This is a genomic window from Mesorhizobium amorphae, from assembly GCF_014843845.1.
In the GTDB taxonomy this organism is placed as follows: domain Bacteria; phylum Pseudomonadota; class Alphaproteobacteria; order Rhizobiales; family Rhizobiaceae; genus Mesorhizobium; species Mesorhizobium amorphae_A.
In genome coordinates, this window is record NZ_JHQS01000130.1 from 123,979 (window position 1) to 140,898 (window position 16,920).

General features: G+C 63.3%; 14 protein-coding genes. 8 read left to right on the forward strand and 6 right to left on the reverse strand.

The genetic code is table 11. The features are described from left to right. Position 1 precedes the first annotated feature (1 nt). Entirely contained in the window at positions 2-559 is a 558-nt protein-coding gene (locus DH08_RS34745) for a sugar transferase (protein ID WP_192183704.1), read from the forward strand. 28 nt (positions 560-587) lie between these two features. Here DH08_RS34745 and DH08_RS34750 read toward each other — a convergent pair whose 3' ends face one another. Together DH08_RS34750 and DH08_RS34755 are read right to left on the reverse strand one after the other, a co-directional pair. After that, positions 588-1,526: an NAD-dependent epimerase/dehydratase family protein gene (locus DH08_RS34750; protein WP_192183705.1), complete on the reverse strand. Its 939-nt coding sequence runs from the start codon at positions 1,524-1,526 to the stop codon at positions 588-590. Between the two features lie 18 nt (positions 1,527-1,544). After that, positions 1,545-2,810 carry an O-antigen ligase family protein gene (locus DH08_RS34755; protein ID WP_192183706.1) on the reverse strand — a complete coding sequence of 422 codons (1,266 nt, stop codon included), beginning with the start codon at positions 2,808-2,810 and terminating at the stop codon, positions 1,545-1,547. A gap of 493 nt (positions 2,811-3,303) precedes the next feature. Between DH08_RS34755 and cysD the strand changes: the two genes are divergently transcribed. From cysD to cysQ, 3 genes are read left to right on the forward strand one after another with little or no spacing between them, the layout of a single operon-like run. After that, the gene (cysD, locus tag DH08_RS34760) at positions 3,304-4,209 is read left to right on the forward strand and encodes a sulfate adenylyltransferase subunit CysD (protein WP_006206275.1); all 906 of its coding nucleotides are present in this window, start codon (positions 3,304-3,306) and stop codon (positions 4,207-4,209) included. Between the two features lie 2 nt (positions 4,210-4,211). Then, positions 4,212-6,149 (forward strand): sulfate adenylyltransferase subunit CysN, encoded by a 1,938-nt coding sequence (cysN, locus tag DH08_RS34765; RefSeq protein WP_192183707.1) that lies wholly within the window; start codon positions 4,212-4,214, stop codon positions 6,147-6,149. A gap of 10 nt (positions 6,150-6,159) precedes the next feature. After that, a complete protein-coding gene (gene cysQ, locus DH08_RS34770; protein ID WP_192183747.1) occupies positions 6,160-6,948 on the forward strand; it encodes a 3'(2'),5'-bisphosphate nucleotidase CysQ in 789 nt (262 codons plus the stop codon). Positions 6,949-6,977: 29 nt separating this feature from the next. Here the strand turns inward: cysQ and DH08_RS34775 are convergent, their stop codons facing one another. From DH08_RS34775 to DH08_RS34790, 4 genes are all read right to left on the reverse strand, one after another. After that, positions 6,978-8,120, reverse strand: a complete 1,143-nt coding sequence (locus DH08_RS34775; protein ID WP_192183708.1) for a DegT/DnrJ/EryC1/StrS family aminotransferase — start codon at positions 8,118-8,120, stop codon at positions 6,978-6,980. A gap of 330 nt (positions 8,121-8,450) precedes the next feature. Next, positions 8,451-9,374: a carbohydrate kinase family protein gene (locus tag DH08_RS34780; protein ID WP_006206270.1), complete on the reverse strand. Its 924-nt coding sequence runs from the start codon at positions 9,372-9,374 to the stop codon at positions 8,451-8,453. Next, a complete protein-coding gene (locus DH08_RS34785; protein WP_006206269.1) occupies positions 9,371-9,817 on the reverse strand; it encodes an RbsD/FucU family protein in 447 nt (148 codons plus the stop codon). The genes DH08_RS34780 and DH08_RS34785 overlap by 4 nt, the downstream gene beginning before the upstream one ends. A 3-nt stretch (positions 9,818-9,820) precedes the next feature. Then, positions 9,821-11,044 (reverse strand): ROK family protein, encoded by a 1,224-nt coding sequence (locus DH08_RS34790; RefSeq protein ID WP_192183709.1) that lies wholly within the window; start codon positions 11,042-11,044, stop codon positions 9,821-9,823. 269 nt (positions 11,045-11,313) lie between these two features. On the opposite strand from DH08_RS34790, the gene DH08_RS34795 reads away from it, so the two are divergent. The 4 genes from DH08_RS34795 to DH08_RS34810 all read left to right on the forward strand — a co-directional run bounded on the left by DH08_RS34795 (position 11,314) and on the right by DH08_RS34810 (position 16,899). Continuing rightward, the gene (locus DH08_RS34795; RefSeq protein ID WP_428339848.1) at positions 11,314-12,291 is read left to right on the forward strand and encodes a sugar ABC transporter substrate-binding protein; all 978 of its coding nucleotides are present in this window, start codon (positions 11,314-11,316) and stop codon (positions 12,289-12,291) included. Positions 12,292-12,447: 156 nt separating this feature from the next. Further along, complete coding sequence (locus DH08_RS34800) at positions 12,448-13,509, forward strand: ABC transporter permease (RefSeq protein ID WP_192183710.1); 1,062 nt, start codon at positions 12,448-12,450, stop codon at positions 13,507-13,509. Positions 13,510-13,511: 2 nt separating this feature from the next. Beyond that, positions 13,512-14,294 carry an ATP-binding cassette domain-containing protein gene (locus DH08_RS34805; RefSeq protein WP_192183711.1) on the forward strand — a complete coding sequence of 261 codons (783 nt, stop codon included), beginning with the start codon at positions 13,512-13,514 and terminating at the stop codon, positions 14,292-14,294. A 142-nt stretch (positions 14,295-14,436) separates the two neighbouring features. Continuing rightward, on the forward strand, positions 14,437-16,899 hold the full coding sequence (locus DH08_RS34810) for a glycogen/starch/alpha-glucan phosphorylase (RefSeq protein ID WP_192183712.1): 2,463 nt from the start codon (positions 14,437-14,439) through the stop codon (positions 16,897-16,899). The last annotated feature ends 21 nt before the right edge of the window (positions 16,900-16,920 follow it).

The following is a 16,920-nucleotide window of genomic DNA, read 5'->3' on the forward strand; positions in this document are numbered from 1 at the left end:
CATGAATGCGAACCGCAGGTCCGCGTCAGCGAAGCGAGCCTTCGATCTGGTGATCGCAGCGCTGATGCTGGTGCTGACGTCGCCCGTCCTGCTGATCGCCATGCTGGCCGTCAAGATGTCTTCGCCAGGGCCGGCGCTGTTTTCCCAGGTCCGGGTTGGGCAGGGCGGTTTGCCTTTTCGCTGTCACAAGTTGAGAACGATGCATCAGGGAACGCCGTCCTTGCCGACGCACGAGGCGCCGGCCAATTCCGTCACCGCCGTCGGGAAGGTTTTGCGCGGGACCAAGATCGACGAGTTGCCGCAGCTCTGGAACGTCCTGAAAGGCGAGATGAGCCTCGTCGGGCCGCGCCCATGCCTGCCCACGCAGACGGAACTGATCGGGCACCGAAGAGAGTTGGGCGTGCTGCAGGCGCTCCCTGGCATAACCGGCCTCGCCCAGGTCAGGGGGATCGACATGTCAGATCCCAAGCTCTGCGCCGAAACCGATGCCGAATATCTGAAGACGGCCTCGATCGGCGGCGATCTCGGGATCTTGCTGCGCACGATCTATCGGGGCTGATCACCCCAAACACGGAATGCGGTTTTGATCAGGCTCCGAACTTGCTGCGCCTGGCCATCTCGGCCAACTGTTCGAGCGTGTCGGTTTCCGGCGTCCAGCCTTGCGAAGCAAGCAGCGACGGATCGCAGATCTGCGTCGCGGTTATGGTCTCCCAGGTGCTGCCCCTGCCCAGCAAGGACGCTGCCGCCCGCATCGGCGCCGCGGGCATGGCAAACAGCCGCGCCGGCCGTCCGAAGCCTTGCCGAAAGGCGGTGATGATCTCCGAAATCAGGCTGGGGCGGCGATCGCCGGCGACATAGACGGGGTGGAGCAGCGTCGACCGGGTCAACAGGTGCAGCACGGCGTGCGCGGCCGCCTCGCAAGATATCAGCGAGCGGATCCCCCTCAGCGCGGCCGCCGGCAGCGGCATGACGGTGTCGGCCAACCGCATCAGCGTCGACAGGTTTCCCTTAATGCCCTCGCCATGGACGGGCGGCAGGCGCAGCACGGCAGCGTCGGACCGGCCTGCCGACCTATAGGCGTCCAGCGTCCTGATCTCGCCTTCGCGCTTCGAACGCCCATAGGCGCATTGCGGGGCAGGGGGTGTTTTCTCGTCGATGGTGCCGCTGAAGCCGGGACCGGCCACCGCCCGGATCGACGACAGATAAATGAAGCGTCCGCCGGCCCGCTCGGCAGCGGCCCGTGCCAACTGTCCGGTCAGTTCCGCGTTGGCTCTCAAATAGTCGGCCTCGCTTGCGTCGCGGTCATTATTCAGGGCGGCGCAGTGAACGACATGTGTGACGTCCTGCATGATGGCCAGGAACGCAGCGGCCGGTGCGTTGGGGTCCGGCAGCGGGACAGCATCGCTCGCCGGCTCGAAGCGTTCGGGATGACGGGAGGCGATCCGCACCTCGAACCCGGCTTCACGGAGCTGCTGCGCGACCTGGCGCCCGATGAACCCCGTCGCGCCTGTGACCAGCACTCTCATGGCCTTGTCCGAAAATTGTCAGTCAACTGCCGATGCTACCGGCAATGGCTGCTGACGCCCCGAGGCAAGATATGTCCCGCCGACCAGGAACACCATCAAGGTCGAATCGAGAATGTCATGGCCGACCAGGATGCCGGTCAGCCCGCCGATCAGATAGGTGATCACTGTGACGACGAGCATCGTTGCGCCGAAGCGCTCCAGCGGATCGGCGCTGATGCGCAGCACCCTGGCCGCATTTCTGGCGGCAACCACGAATATCCCAGCCAGCGCGATGGCCCCCAGAATTCCAGCCTCTACCATGACCGTCAGGAAGCCGTTGTGGAAATGGCTGAAGCCGCGGTCCATGCCGAACTGGTCCTGGAAACCCTGATGCATGAGGTCACGGCTGGCGGCGATGCCATGTCCGAAAATCGGCATCTCGCGGAATGCGCCAAGGCCGATCTGCCAAAGCGCCACGCGCAGCCCGAGTGCCGTCGAGTGGTCGCCCTTGCTGTTCAGCGCATCCCAGTCGCTGAACAGGAAATCGGCGCGCTCCAATATGATGGGGAAGCCGACCGCCGCGATCACCAGCCCGATCCCGGCGGCGATCAGCAGCAGGCGCATGGAATTCTTGCCGGTGAGCTTGCGCCGGTTGATCAGAAGCACGGCAATGCCGGCGATCAGCATGGCCAGCCAGATGATGCGCGAACCCGAACAGACAATCGCAACGGCGCCGGCCAGCGCCGCTAAGATCAACGGCTTCCACACCCTCTCGATGCCCGACAGGGCGCCGGCCAGGCACATCATGACGCTGAGACAGGCGACGGTCGCGAATACGATCGCATTTCCCGCCCCGCCTTCAGCCCTCATGCCAAGCCAGTAATATTGCACGATGGCCAAAGCCAGGGCGCCAAAACAGGCCGCCATGCTGGCCAGCACGACAATGCGCACAAGGGTGGCTTTTTCGGTAATGCTCCAGGTCGAGTAGGAGAGGGGGAAAAACAGCAAGGTTATCAGCGGCAGGAAATAGACCGCGTCAGCCCTGAGCGTGTTGTTGACGATCGAAGCGAGGATCATCGCGGCGCAATAGGCATAGATCGCCACCGTCATCGCCAGCATCGGCCGGTCGATGTTGAAGCGCCGCCGCTTCACGGCGAGCAGCAGGACGGACCAAAGGGCGCCGCCACTGAACACGAAGCTGACCACCGATCCCAGAACCGGCGGAGAAAAGAAGCAGACGATGGAGAAGTAGATGTTGATCTGCGAAGGCGTGAAGTGACGTCTTATGGATGAAAGCCGGTTCAATGCTCTGGTTCACAATTGCGGGGGTGGGGGGACGCTGCTTTCTGGTGGCAGCAAACAAGATCACCTTCGAAATCCACGCGCCGCAAGGCGGCCGCTGGCCCATCTTCTGCGTCCGGTATAGCGGCTGGGTCCGATCTTCGATAGTGCGGCGAGGCCCGGCTCCTGATCAAAAATCGCCAGCATGGCCTTTACGCCCCCGTGACATCAGCCTTTCGCTAGGCGGCGTCCTTGCGGCGGCAATAGTTTTTCGCGGCCTTTTAGGCACATCGGCCCGTCAGGCAGGAATTTCCGGTTTTTAAGCTTTGCGTGGAAAATTCATTCTCTATCCGCCCGGTGGCGGACCTCTACGGCATTGTTCCCGGCAATGGCGATCTGCTAGAACGCCGGCACGAAATCATAATGTCCAGACGTGAAGCTTGAACCGGGCTGTTGAAAAACTGTGCCTGATGCGTCGATGCAAGGTCTGGATGGCACGAGAGAACGCTCACAGTCCATGAATATCGCACTAACGCACCTGCAGCGGCTTGAGGCCGAATCCATCCACATCTTCCGCGAGGTCGCGGCTGCGTTCAGCAAGCCGGTCATGCTCTATTCGGTGGGCAAGGATTCCTCGGTGCTGATGCATCTGGCAATGAAGGCGTTCTATCCCGCCAAGCCGCCTTTCCCGTTTCTGCATGTCGACACGACCTGGAAGTTCCGCGAAATGATCACCTTTCGCGATCAGATGGCGCAGAAGCTCGGTTTCGACCTTCTGGTCCATGTCAACGAAGATGGGGTGCGCGACAACATCAATCCCTTCGATCATGGCTCCAACACCCACACCCATGTGATGAAGACCGTGGCGCTGCGCCAGGCGCTCGACAAATACGGTTTTGACGCCGCCTTCGGCGGCGCGCGCCGCGACGAGGAGAAGTCGCGCGCCAAGGAGCGCATCTTTTCCTTCCGCAACGCCCAGCACGCCTGGGATCCGAAGAACCAGCGGCCGGAAATGTGGAAGATATTCAACACCCGCATCGCAGCTGGGGAATCGATCCGCGTGTTTCCGTTGTCGAACTGGACCGAGCTCGACATCTGGCAGTACATTCTGCAGGAAAACATCCCGATCGTGCCGCTCTACTTCGCCAAGGAGCGTCCGGTCGTCGAGCGCGACGGCATGCTTATTTTGAAGGACGACGAGCGCATGCAATTGCGACCGGGCGAAACCGTGGAGAACCGGCTTGTGCGCTTCCGCACCCTTGGCTGCTATCCGCTGACCGGCGCCATCGAATCCGACGCCGACACACTTGAGGCCATTGTTGGCGAGATGCTGACGGCGCGCACCTCCGAGCGCCAGGGCCGCCTCATCGACCGCGATGAAGCCGGCTCGATGGAAAAGAAGAAGCGCGAAGGGTATTTCTGAGCATGCGCCACATCCTGGCCAAGAGCCTCGCCCCGACCGACAGCATCCGCGAATACATGGCGGCGCAGGAGAAGAAGTCACTGCTGCGCTTCCTCACCTGCGGCTCCGTCGACGACGGCAAGTCGACCCTGATCGGCCGCCTGCTGTCGGACACCAAGCAGATTTTCGAGGACCAGCTCGCCGCGCTCGAGCGCGATTCGCGCAAGCACGGCACCACTGGCGACGACATCGACTTTGCGCTTCTGGTCGACGGCCTCGAGGCCGAGCGCGAGCAGGGCATCACCATCGACGTCGCCTATCGCTTCTTCGCCACGCCGAAGCGCAAGTTCATCGTTGCCGACACGCCCGGCCACGAACAGTACACGCGTAACATGGCGACCGGCGCCTCGACTGCCGATCTCGCCATCGTGCTGATCGACGCCCGCCAGGGCGTGCTGCGCCAGACCAGGCGTCATTCGATCATCGCCTCGCTGCTCGGCATCCGCCACATCGTGCTCGCTGTCAACAAGATCGACCTCGTCGGCTTCGACCATGGCGTCTTCGATCGGATCGTCGAAGACTACAGGCAGTTCTCGCAGGAACTCGGCTTCCAGACGGTCATGCCGATCCCGATGTCCGCCCGCTACGGCGACAACGTCACCGGCCGCTCCGACAAGACGAAATGGTATTCCGGCCCGACGCTGATCGAGCATCTCGAAAACGTGTCGATCGATGAAGCTGCCGCCGAGCTGCCGTTCCGTTTCCCGGTGCAGTATGTCAACCGCCCCAATCTCGACTTCCGCGGCTTTGCCGGCACCATCGCGTCCGGCACGGTTGCACAGGGTGACGAGGTCGTCGTCGCCAAATCCGGAAAATCCTCGCGTGTCAGGCGCATCGTCGCGCATGGCGGCGATCGCAGCCAGGCGGTTGCCGGCCAGGCCATCACCTTGGTTCTCGACGACGAGGTCGAGGTCTCGCGTGGCAACATGCTGGTGTCGCCGGCAGCCAGACCGCAGGTCGCCGATCAGTTCGCCGCCAACATCGTCTGGTTCGACGAACACGCTCTGCTGCCCGGCCGCTCCTACATCCTGCGCACCGAGACCGACCAGACCAGCGCCACCGTCACCGACCTGAAGTACCGCGTCAACGTCAACGACTTCGCCCATGAGGCGGCGAAGTCGCTGGAGATGAACGAAGTCGGTATCTGCAACATCTCGACCCGGTCGCCGATCGCCTTCGACACCTTTGGCGAGAACCGCACCACCGGCGCCTTCATCCTGATCGACCGCATCACCAACGCCACGGTCGGCGCCGGCATGATTTTGCATTCGCTGCGCCGTGCCGAAAATATCCACTGGCAGTCGCTCGATGTCGGCAAGCATGGCCGCTCTGACCTGAAGAACCAGCGCCCCGCCGTGTTCTGGTTCACCGGGCTTTCCGGCTCCGGCAAGTCGACTATCGCCAATCTGTTCGAGAAGAAGCTCTTCGCCTCGGGCCGCCACACCTACATCCTGGACGGCGACAATGTTCGCCACGGCCTCAACCGCGATCTCGGCTTCACCGATGCCGACCGCGTCGAAAACATCCGCCGCGTCGCCGAAGTGGCGCGCCTGATGGCCGACGCCGGGCTGATCGTCATCGTATCCTTCATTTCCCCGTTCAGCGCCGAGCGGCGCATGGCCAGGGAGTTGATGGCCGACGGCGAATTCATCGAAGTGTTCGTCGACACGCCGTTCGAGGAATGCGCCAGGCGCGATCCGAAGGGCCTCTATGCGCGGGCGCTGAATGGCGAGATCAAGAATTTCACCGGCGTCGACTCACCGTATGAAGCGCCGGAAAAACCCGAAATCCATCTCGAGACACTCGGCAAATCTGCCGAGGAGATGGTAGAGGCCCTGGAACTCTGGCTGAACGAGCGCGACATTGCCGAAGACCAATACGACAACGGCGGCGGTATCTGACGACGAGGCGATGCTCGGCGTATTCGAGCGCCTTGCGCTGGAGGCCGGTCGCGAGGTCATGCGCGTCTTTCACGAGGGCTGCGCGGTCGATCGCAAGTCCGACAGTTCACCGGTGACCGAAGCCGATCGCGAGAGCGAGAAGATCATCCTCGCCGGCCTGCGCGCCGCATTTCCCGAAATTCCATGCGTGGCCGAGGAGGAAGCCTCGGCCGGCATCATGCCGAGCGATCTCGGTGATGCCTTCTTCCTGATCGATCCGCTCGACGGCACCAAGGAATTCGTCAACCGCAGGACCGATTTCACCGTCAACATCGCGCTGGTTCGCCATGGCGTGCCGGAAGTCGGCGTCGTCTTCGCGCCCTGCACCGGGCGCTTCTTCTCGGGACGGCTGGGCAGGGCGGAATCAATCGAAGTCGATGGCGATTTTCGCATCGTCGGCCGTCGGCCGATCTCGGCACGGCCGGCCGCTGAGCCACCGGCCGTCGTTGCCAGCCGCTCCCACAACACGCCGGAAACCGACGCCTTCATCCGTGATCTCGGCGCCGCCGAGATCGTCTCGGTCGGCTCGTCACTGAAATTCTGCCTCGTCGCGGCGGCCGAAGCCGATATCTATCCGCGCTTCGGCCGCACCATGGAATGGGACACGGCGGCCGGCGACGCGGTGCTGCGCGCTGCAGGCGGCGTGACGCGCACGCTGGACGGCAAGCCGCTGGCTTACGGCAAGCGCAAGCAGGCTGACGACGCGGATTTCGCCAACCCACATTTCATCGCCAGCGGGAAGGCAGCAAGTCCGGCCTGACGATTCACCTGGCTGACGGCGCTCGCATTTTACGCCGCGGCAACGTGCGCCGAGTTCGAGCCGATGTAGTTGCGGATCGTCTCGATGATCCGGTCCTGGTCGGCTTCGCTGAGATAGGGATGCATCGGCAGGCACAGGATGCGCTTCGGCAGTTCCTCCGAAACGGCAAGGCCGGTCGGTGTGCGTGGATAGTCGCGATAGGCGATCTGGCTGTGCAGCGGCTTTACGTAGTAGATGACCGAGGGGATGCCCTTTTCGCCCAGATGCGCCTTCAGCCCGTCGCGCTTCGGCGTCTCGATGGCATATTGCGCCCAGGCTGACCGGCTGCCGTCCAGATTGCGGGACGCCTTGACGATGTCGCCGAGGCCTTCGGCATAGCGCTTGGCGACCACCTGCCGGGCGACCATCTCGTCTTCCAGGATCGCCAGCTTCTCGATCAGGATCGCTGCCTGCAGCGTGTCGAGTCGCGAATTGATGCCGACGCGGACATTGTCGTATTGCGTTTCGCCCTTGCCGTGGAAGGCGAAGGAGCGGAGCTTGTCGGCCATCGCATCGTCATTGGTGAACATCGCGCCGCCATCGCCGTAGCAGCCGAGGGGCTTCGCCGGATAGAAGCTGGTCGAGCCGACATGGCCGAAGGCGCCGCACATCTTGCCGTCGAGCGAGCCACCCATCGACTGGGCGGCATCCTCGATCACCAGCAGCCCTTCGCGGTTGGCGATCGCCATGATCGCCTCATAGTCGGCGGCGAGCCCGAACAGGTCGACCGGGATGATCGCCTTCGGCTGCAACCGGCCTTCATCCTTGATCATGGCGATCGCCGCCTCGAGGCTGGCGATGTCGATGTTGTAGGTCTCAGGATCGACGTCGACGAACACCGGATCGGCCTTGGCCAGCGCCACGACTTCCGCCGTCGCGGCAAAGGTGAAGCTCGGCACGAACACGGCATCGCCCGGTCCGATGCCGGCCGCAAACAACGGCAGCAGCAGCGCGTCGGTACCGTTGGCGCAGGCCACGACATGTTTGGTGCCGACATAGGCGGCGAGCTTGTTCTCGAATTCCGTGACCTGAGGCCCCAGGATGTAGCGGCCATCTTCGATGACATGGTCGATCGCGGCTTTCAGCCGGTCGCGGATTCGTTCGCGCTGCGCGCCAAGATCGATGAACTGCATGTCTGCCTCAAAACGGATTGGTGCGTGTCGCCCAAAAGCTTGCCCACGGGCCGGACCCGAGGGTGTGCCGATTTCGAGACAACGACACGCACAACAAACTTGATCGGCCCGCTGGTACCAGACTTGGCGCGGTCGAGAAAGCCGAACCGGCCAAACCGCGAATTGCCTAGGTGTCGCAGTCTGTTACCGCGATTTCAGGTGCATTGCCGCAGGATGCCGGAATTCCGGCCTTCGCTGGGCGCAACACGTCCCTTTCATCGCGTCTTTTCGCCTCGCGACACATAAAGTGATCAGTTGGCAAAGCGCATTTCCGGCCGTTCTGCGCTCCGATCAGGCGATTTCATGCCGCCAGGGCGGATTGGCGCCGGCCCGCGATACGGTCACCGCGGCGGCCTTGGCGCCGAGCGCCAGCGCCTGGCGGATCGCGTCCTCAGGCAGGTCGCCGATCGCCGCCTTGGTGAGCAGGCCCTGTTCGTGCAGCGAGGCGAGGATGCCGGCGTTGAAGGTGTCGCCGGCGCCGACCGTGTCGACCACCGTGACCTTCTGAGGCATCACCGTGACCTTGTGCTCGCGGCTGTAGCCGACAGCACCTTCGCTGCCATGGGTGACGACGATCAGCTTCGGCCCGCGATCGAGCCAATTGCGGATGACGTCCTCATGCGAGCCGGCTTCGCCGAACCAGTTCAGGTCCTCGTCCGACAATTTCACGATGTCGGCCATGGCCATCATCGAGCGAATGCGCCTGAGGTGCTTGGCCTTGTCGGGGATGAAATTCGGCCGGATGTTGGGGTCGAGCATCATGACGCGGCGCTCGTGCTCGCGCCGCATGAACTCCTCATAGGCCGATCCGGCCGGCTCGGAGATCAGGCTGATGGCCCCGAAAAGCATGGCCTCGATCTCGGCGCCGAGTTCCGGCAGATCCTCGATGGTCAGCATGCGTCCGGCAGTGTTCTCGTCATAGAAGGTGTAGGTCGCCTGGCCGTTGTTCAGCCGCACGAAGGCAAGCGTCGTCGGACGGGGCGAGGTGTGCGCGTAGGTCGAGCTGACCTTGCTTGCCCCAAGCGCGTCCCGGAACTGGCCGCCGAACAGGTCCGACGACAGGCCGGAAAAGAAGCCCGCGGGCGCGCCCAGCCGGCCGAGCGCGATGGCCGAGTTGAACACCGCGCCGCCGACATAGGGCGCAAAGGCGGGTTCTCCGTCCGTGGTGGTGCGCGGCAGCATGTCGATCAGGGCTTCGCCGCAGCAGAGGATCATTGTTTCTTGGTCTCCGGCGGATAGATCACGCCCTTGCGGATGATAATGTTGGCGTAGAGCCTGGGTTCGCTGGTCGCCACGATCGCGTGCGCGGCCTTGACCCGTGCATAGAAGTCGGGACCGGCCAGCGCAACCACCTTGTGGCCCGGCGCGCGCCTGGCGCAGACCGCCTCCATCTCGTGATGAACCGGATCGGCAAGCGTGGGATCGCCCTTAACCGAGGCGCGAAACAGCGCTTCCGGCACGGCGTCGTCCACCGGCAGGACGCTCAATATGGCGTCGAGCACCGGGACCAGCGAATGACCGTCGGCGCGGATAAGCCGCTTCGCCTGTTCCTCGGCCGGATAATTCCCGTCGACAAGCGCGATCTCGTCGCCATGGCCCATGGAGCGCAAAATCGCCAGAAGCTCCGGACCGAGCAGAGCCGGAATGCCGATCAGCATGGCTCAGGCGCTCCTGGAAATCGTGGTCGAGCCGATCAGGAAGCGCTCGGAAAGCGGCAGGCTGGCGCCGCCCAGCGCCCGCGCATGGATGCCGACCGTGCCTTCGCGCACGGCGGGAAGCTTGAGGCCTTCGCCGTCGATCGTGCCGATCGCCTCGATGACGGCATCGACGAGGCGGCGGCGTACGGTGAGCGGCATCCAGCCGTCGATCACCGCCGCTTCGAAATCGATCACCGAGGACGCCGCGACGATGGCATAAGCGAGCGCCTGGGAGGCGGTGGCGATCCACGTGTCGAGCTCGTCGCCGATGTCGCCCCAGTCCTGCGGCGAAGTCCACAGATGCGAAGCCTCGACGCCGCGCGCATTGAGCGCCTTTTCCAGCATGGCGATCGAGGCGACGTCGATCAGCTGCGTCGGCTTGCCGTCGGGTCCGGGCACCGGCATTGAACCCAGCGCGCCGGCATTGCCGGTCGGACCGCCGAAAAGCCGGCCGTTGAGCACGATGCCGCCGCCGGCAAAGGCGCCGATATAGAAATAGACGAAGTCGCGCGCCGCCGCCTGGCCGAAGACAAGTTCCGCGCCGCAGGCCGAAGTGGCGTCGTTCTGCAGATAGACCGGAAAATCGCACTGCGCCTGGATGTCTGAGCGGATGTCGCGATGGCGCCATTCGTCCATGACCTCGCGCGGCGCCCCCGCCGTGTCGGCCCAGTTCCACAGTTCGAACGGCATGGCGATGCCAAGCCCGGCAATGCGCTTGTCCTGCGCCGGCGTCAGTTCGCCGCGCATCGTCTTCATGCCGGCGGTGACGAATTCCACCGTCTCGCGCGGCGCCGGATAGCGGTAGGAGTGGTGCAGCATCGAGCGCACGGTGCCGAGGAAGTCGATCAGCACCAATTCGGCGCTGCGACGGCCGATCTTGAGGCCGATGAAGAAGGCGCCTTCGGGATTGAGCGCCATGGGGATGGAGGGTTGGCCGATCTTGCCGCGCAACGGCGCCTGGCGCACGAGCAGGCTGTCTTCTTCCAGTTCGCGCATGATGACCGAGACGGTCTGCGCCGAAAGGCCGGTCATGCGCGCTATGTCGGATTTGGCCAGGCTGCCATGCTGGCGCACGAGCGACAGCACCAGCCGCTCATTGTGGTCGCGCATCCCGCTCTGGTTGGTGCCACGGTGCAGACGGCTCTCGGCTGCCTCGGGCGAACCGTGCCTCGCAATGCCGGTCTCCACCCTTGTTCCTCCCGTCGTTTCCCCACACTGCTTTTGGGCCAGAATGGGCGAACGAGGCAAGTGTGTCAATAATAAATAAGAGTGATTTAATTATTGACACGTCATGCGGACTGGTGTCTGTTGGGGCGGCGTCCACGCTGGGAGAAAATCGTTGGATGCGCTTGAGATGCCGGTTGGCCGGCATCCTGAATGGTTCCCATGGGAGGAAGATCGTGACCAAGTCAAAACTGTTGAAATCCACCGTGTTTGCCGCGGCCGGCCTCGGCCTGATGGCATTTGCATCGACGGCATCGGCCGCCGGTGTCGGCGCCTGCCTGATCACCAAGACCGACACCAACCCCTTCTTCGTCAAGATGAAGGAAGGCGCCACCGCCAAGGCCAAGGAGCTTGGCGTCGATCTCAAGACCTACGCCGGCAAGATCGACGGCGACAGCGAGAGCCAGGTGGCGGCGATCGAAAGCTGCATCGCCGACGGCGCCAAGGGTATCCTGATCACCGCTTCCGACACCAAGGGCATCGTGCCGACGGTGAAGAAGGCGCGTGACGCGGGCCTGCTGGTGATCGCGCTCGACACCCCGCTTGATCCGATCGACGCCGCCGACGCGACCTTTGCCACGGACAATCTGGAAGCCGGCAAGCTGATCGGCGCCTGGGCCGCCGCGACGCTCGGCGACAAGGCCAAGGACGCCAAAATCGGCTTCCTCGACCTGTCGCCGTCGCAGCCGACGGTGGACGTGCTGCGCGACCAGGGCTTCATGATGGGTTACGGCATCGACGTGAAGGACCCCAACAAGATCGGCGACGAGGACGATGCGCGCATCGTCGGCCATGACGTGACGAATGGCAACGAAGAGGGTGGCCGCAAGGCGATGGAGAACCTTCTGCAGAAGGACAACACCATCAACGTCATCCACACCATCAACGAGCCAGCCGCTGTCGGCGCCTACCAGGCGCTCAAGGCCGTCGGTCTCGAAAGCCAGGTGCTGATCGTCTCGGTCGACGGCGGCTGCCCCGGCGTGAAGTCGGTGACCGAAGGCGTGATCGGCGCCACCTCGCAGCAATATCCGCTGCAGATGGCGGCGCTCGGCATCGAGGCGATCGCCGCTTTCGCCAAGGACGGCACCAAGCCGAAGCCGACCGAAGGCAAGAACTTCTTCGACACCGGCGTCAACCTCGTCACCGACAAGCCGGCCAATGGCGTGAAGTCCATCGACACCAAGGAAGGCCTCGCCAAGTGCTGGGGCTGATGGCTGCCTGACAGCCAGCAACAACCTGACGGCCGGGGGCTTGATCCCCGGCCGCATCGGGTGGACGATGTGTCACTGCAAACGCGAATAATCCCGGCAGCAGACCGGAAAGGCGTGGACGGCGTCGGCATGTGGCTGAAGCCCAGGGGAGAAAACATGGCTCAAGCTCAGGAATTCGAGAAGGTCCTCTCGGGCAGCGACACAAGCGTTGCCGCTTTTGACGAGCACAAATCGGCCGTCAAACGCGCCCAGCATTTCCTGCATTCCACGCCGGCCGCGGTGCCGCTGATCGTGCTGGTCCTGTCGATCATCATTTTCGGTATCACCATCGGCGGGCGTTTCTTTTCATCCTATACGCTGACGCTGATCCTGCAGCAGATCGCCATTGTCGGCATTCTCGGCGCGGCACAGACGCTGGTCATCCTGACCGCCGGCATCGACCTGTCGGTCGGCGTCATCATGGTGATCTCGGCCGTGATTATGGGCAATTGCGCGGTCACCTACGGTATGCCGGCCATTCTTGCGGTAACCATCGGCCTTGCCGCTGGTGGCGCCTGCGGCCTGCTCAACGGGGTGCTGGTCGCCTACATGAAGCTACCGCCCTTCATCGTGACGCTTGGCACCTGGAACATCGTCATGGCCACCAACTTCATCTATTCGGCCAATGAGACGATCCGCGACACCGACGTCGACGTCCAGGCGCCGCTGCTGCATCTGTTTGCCCTGAGTTTCAAGGTCGGCACGGCCGTGCTGACGCTCGGCGTCATTGCCATGGTCGTGTTGGTGATGGTCCTCTGGTACGTGCTCAACCACACCGCATGGGGGCGTCATGTCTACGCCGTCGGCGACGATCAGGAGGCAGCGAAACTGTCGGGCATCCAGACCAAGAAGGTGCTGATGACGGTCTACGCCCTTGCCGGGCTGATCGCCGCTGTCGCGGCCTGGGTCTCGATCGGCCGCAATGGCTCGATCTCGCCGTCGGCCGCCGTGACCGACTACAATCTGCAGGCCATCACCGCGACGGTGATTGGCGGTATTTCTCTGTTCGGCGGACGCGGCTCGATCCTCGGCACGCTGTTTGGCGCCATGATCGTCGGCGTCGTCTCGATGGGCCTCAACATGCTGGGCGCCGATCCGCAATGGAAAGTGCTGCTCACCGGTGTGCTGATCATCGGCGCCGTGGCGATCGATCAATGGATCAGAAAGGTTTCGGCATAGTCATGACCCAGGAACCCATCCTCACCGCGCGCGGTCTGGTCAAGCGCTATGGCCGCGTCACCGCCCTCGACAATGCCGATTTCGACCTCTATCCGGGCGAAATCCTGGCCGTCATCGGCGACAACGGCGCCGGCAAGTCATCGCTGATCAAGGCGATTTCCGGCGCGGCCGTGCCCGACGAAGGTGAAATCCGGCTTGAAGGCAAACCCGTTGCCTTCAAGTCGCCGATGGAGGCCCGCGAAGCCGGCATCGAGACCGTCTACCAGAACCTCGCGCTGTCGCCGGCGCTGTCGATCGCCGACAACATGTTCCTCGGCCGCGAGATCCGCAGGCCGGGCCCGCTCGGCAGCTGGTTCCGCATGCTCGACCGTCCGGCGATGGAAAAGCGCGCCCGCGACAAGTTGACCGAACTCGGCCTGATGACCATCCAGAACATCAGCCAGGCGGTGGAAACGCTGTCCGGCGGCCAGCGCCAGGGCGTGGCGGTGGCGCGCGCTGCTGCCTTCGGCAGTCGCGTCGTGATCATGGACGAGCCGACGGCCGCCCTTGGTGTCAAGGAAAGCCGCCGCGTGCTGGAATTGATCCTCGACGTCAAGAAGCGTGGCCTGCCGATCGTGCTCATCTCGCACAACATGCCGCATGTCTTCGAGGTCGCGGACCGCATCCACATCCACCGGCTCGGCCGACGACTCTGCGTCGTCGACCCGAAGCAGATTTCCATGTCGGATGCCGTGGCCCTGATGACCGGCGCAAAGAAGCCGCCCGAGGACGCACTGGCGGCCTGATCTGCATCGACGGGTAAATTGCCGCAGGGGAGCTAGGTGGTTTCCCGATCTAAATCGATTGAACATATGCTGCAATGCACTAGGATGGGCTGGGACTAGCGGTGAAAGCCGGTATGATCGCGGTACGATCACGAGAGGCAGCATGACGCGCACGATGACATCCCAAGCCCCCGTCCTCGAAATCCCAGACCCCAAGACGCTCGCTGACGAAGTCCTGCTGGCGCTTAAATACAGGGTCGGCAAAGGCACCAACGTCGCCACGCAATACGACTGGCTGACCGCCTCGATCAAGGTGGTGCGCGACCGCATCGTCGATCACTGGATGCAGGCGACGCAGGAGGCCTACGCCCAGCAGGAAAAGCGCGTCTACTATCTGTCGCTGGAATTCCTCATTGGCCGCCTGATGCGCGATGCCTTTTCCAATCTCGGCCTGATGGACAATATGCGCGAGGCGCTCAAGTCTCTCGGCGTCGACCTCGACCTCATCGCCGGGCTCGAACCGGATGCAGCGCTTGGTAATGGCGGTCTCGGCCGGCTCGCCGCCTGCTTCATGGAAAGCATGGCCACCGTCGACATTCCCGCGCATGGCTACGGCATACGCTACGCCAACGGTATGTTCCGCCAGGAGATCCATGATGGCTGGCAGGTCGAGCTGCCCGAAACCTGGCTCGACCATGGCAATCCTTGGGAGTTCGAGCGGCGCGAGCGCTCCTTCGAGGTCGGCTTCGGTGGCTCGGTCGAGTCGATCACCTCGAAGGACGGCCGGCTCGAACGCCACGTCTGGAAACCGACCGAGCATGTGCTCGCCGTCGCCTACGACACGCCGGTGGTCGGCTGGCGGGCCAACCGCGTCAACACGCTGCGCCTGTGGTCTGGCATGCCGATCGATCCGATCCTGCTCGACAAGTTCAATGCCGGCGACCACATCGGTGCGCTTGCCGAAAGCAACAAGGCCGATGCCCTGTCGCGCGTCCTCTATCCCGCCGATTCCCACAAGGCCGGGCAGGAGCTGCGGTTGCGGCAGGAGTATTTCTTCTCCACCGCCTCGCTGCAGGACATTCTGCAGCGGCATCTCAGCCAGTATGGCGATCTGCAGTCGCTGCCTGACAAGGCGGCGATCCATTTGAACGACACCCATCCGGCCATCGCTGTGCCGGAACTGATGCGTCTGTTGATGGACGTCCACGGCATGGATTTCGACCAGGCCTGGGACATCACCAAGCGCACTTTCGGCTACACCAACCACACGCTGTTGCCCGAAGCGCTTGAAAGTTGGCCGGTGCCGCTGTTCGAGCGGCTGCTGCCGCGCCACATGCAGATTGTCTACGCCATCAACGCCGAGGTGCTTCTGGAGGCGCGCGCCACCAACAAGTTCTCGGGCGAACAGATCAGCCGCATCTCGCTGATTCAGGAAAACGGCGACCGCCGGGTGCGCATGGGCAATCTGGCCTTTGTCGGCTCGCACTCGATCAATGGCGTTTCCGCGCTGCACACCGAATTGATGAAGGAGACGGTGTTCGCCGATCTCCACAAGCTCTACCCTGGTCGCATCAACAACAAGACCAACGGTATCACGCCAAGGCGCTGGCTGATCCAGTGCAATCCCGGCCTGACCGCGCTTACCCGCGAGGCGATCGGCGACCGTTTCCTCGATGACATCGATGCGATCAAGGGGCTTGACGCCTTTGCCGACGATGCCGCCTTCCGTGACAAGTTCGCCGCCGTCAAGCGGGCGAACAAGGCCAAGCTCGCCAATCTGGTCGCCGACCGGCTCGGCATCAAGCTCGATCCCTCGGCCCTGTTCGACATCCAGGTCAAGCGCATCCACGAATACAAGCGCCAGCTGCTCAACATCCTGGAAGCGGTCGCGCTCTACGACCAGATCCGCTCGCACCCCGAGCGCGACTGGATGCCGCGCGTGAAATTTTTCGGCGGCAAGGCGGCACCCAGCTACCACAACGCCAAGCTGATCATCAAACTTGCCAACGACGTCGCCAGGGTCATCAACCGCGACCCGGCGGTGCGCGGCCTGCTGAAAGTGGTGTTCGTGCCGAACTACAATGTCAGCCTGGCCGAGATCCTGATGCCGGCTGCCGACCTTTCCGAGCAGATCTCGACCGCCGGCATGGAAGCATCCGGCACCGGCAACATGAAGTTCGCGCTGAACGGCGCGCTGACCATCGGTACGCTTGACGGCGCCAATGTCGAAATCAAGGACTGCGTCGGCGACGACAACATCTTCATTTTCGGCCTGACCACCGCCGAGGTCGCCGAGCGGCGCAACAACGGCTACGATCCGCGCGCCGTGATCGAGGCATCGCCGGAACTGTCACAAGCGCTCGCCGCCATCTCGTCGGGCGTCTTTTCGCCTGACGATCCCGAGCGTTATCGCGAGTTGATCAATGGCCTTTATGGCAGCGACTGGTTCATGGTGGCGGCCGACTTCGACACCTATGCCGCCACCCAGCGCGACGTCGACACTGTCTGGCGCAACAGTCCCGACTGGTACGCGCGGGCGATCCGCAACGTCGCTCGCGTCGGCTGGTTCTCGTCCGATCGCACGATCCGCCAATATGCGAAAGACATCTGGAACGTGCCCGCCTGATATGCTTGCATGAGACCACGA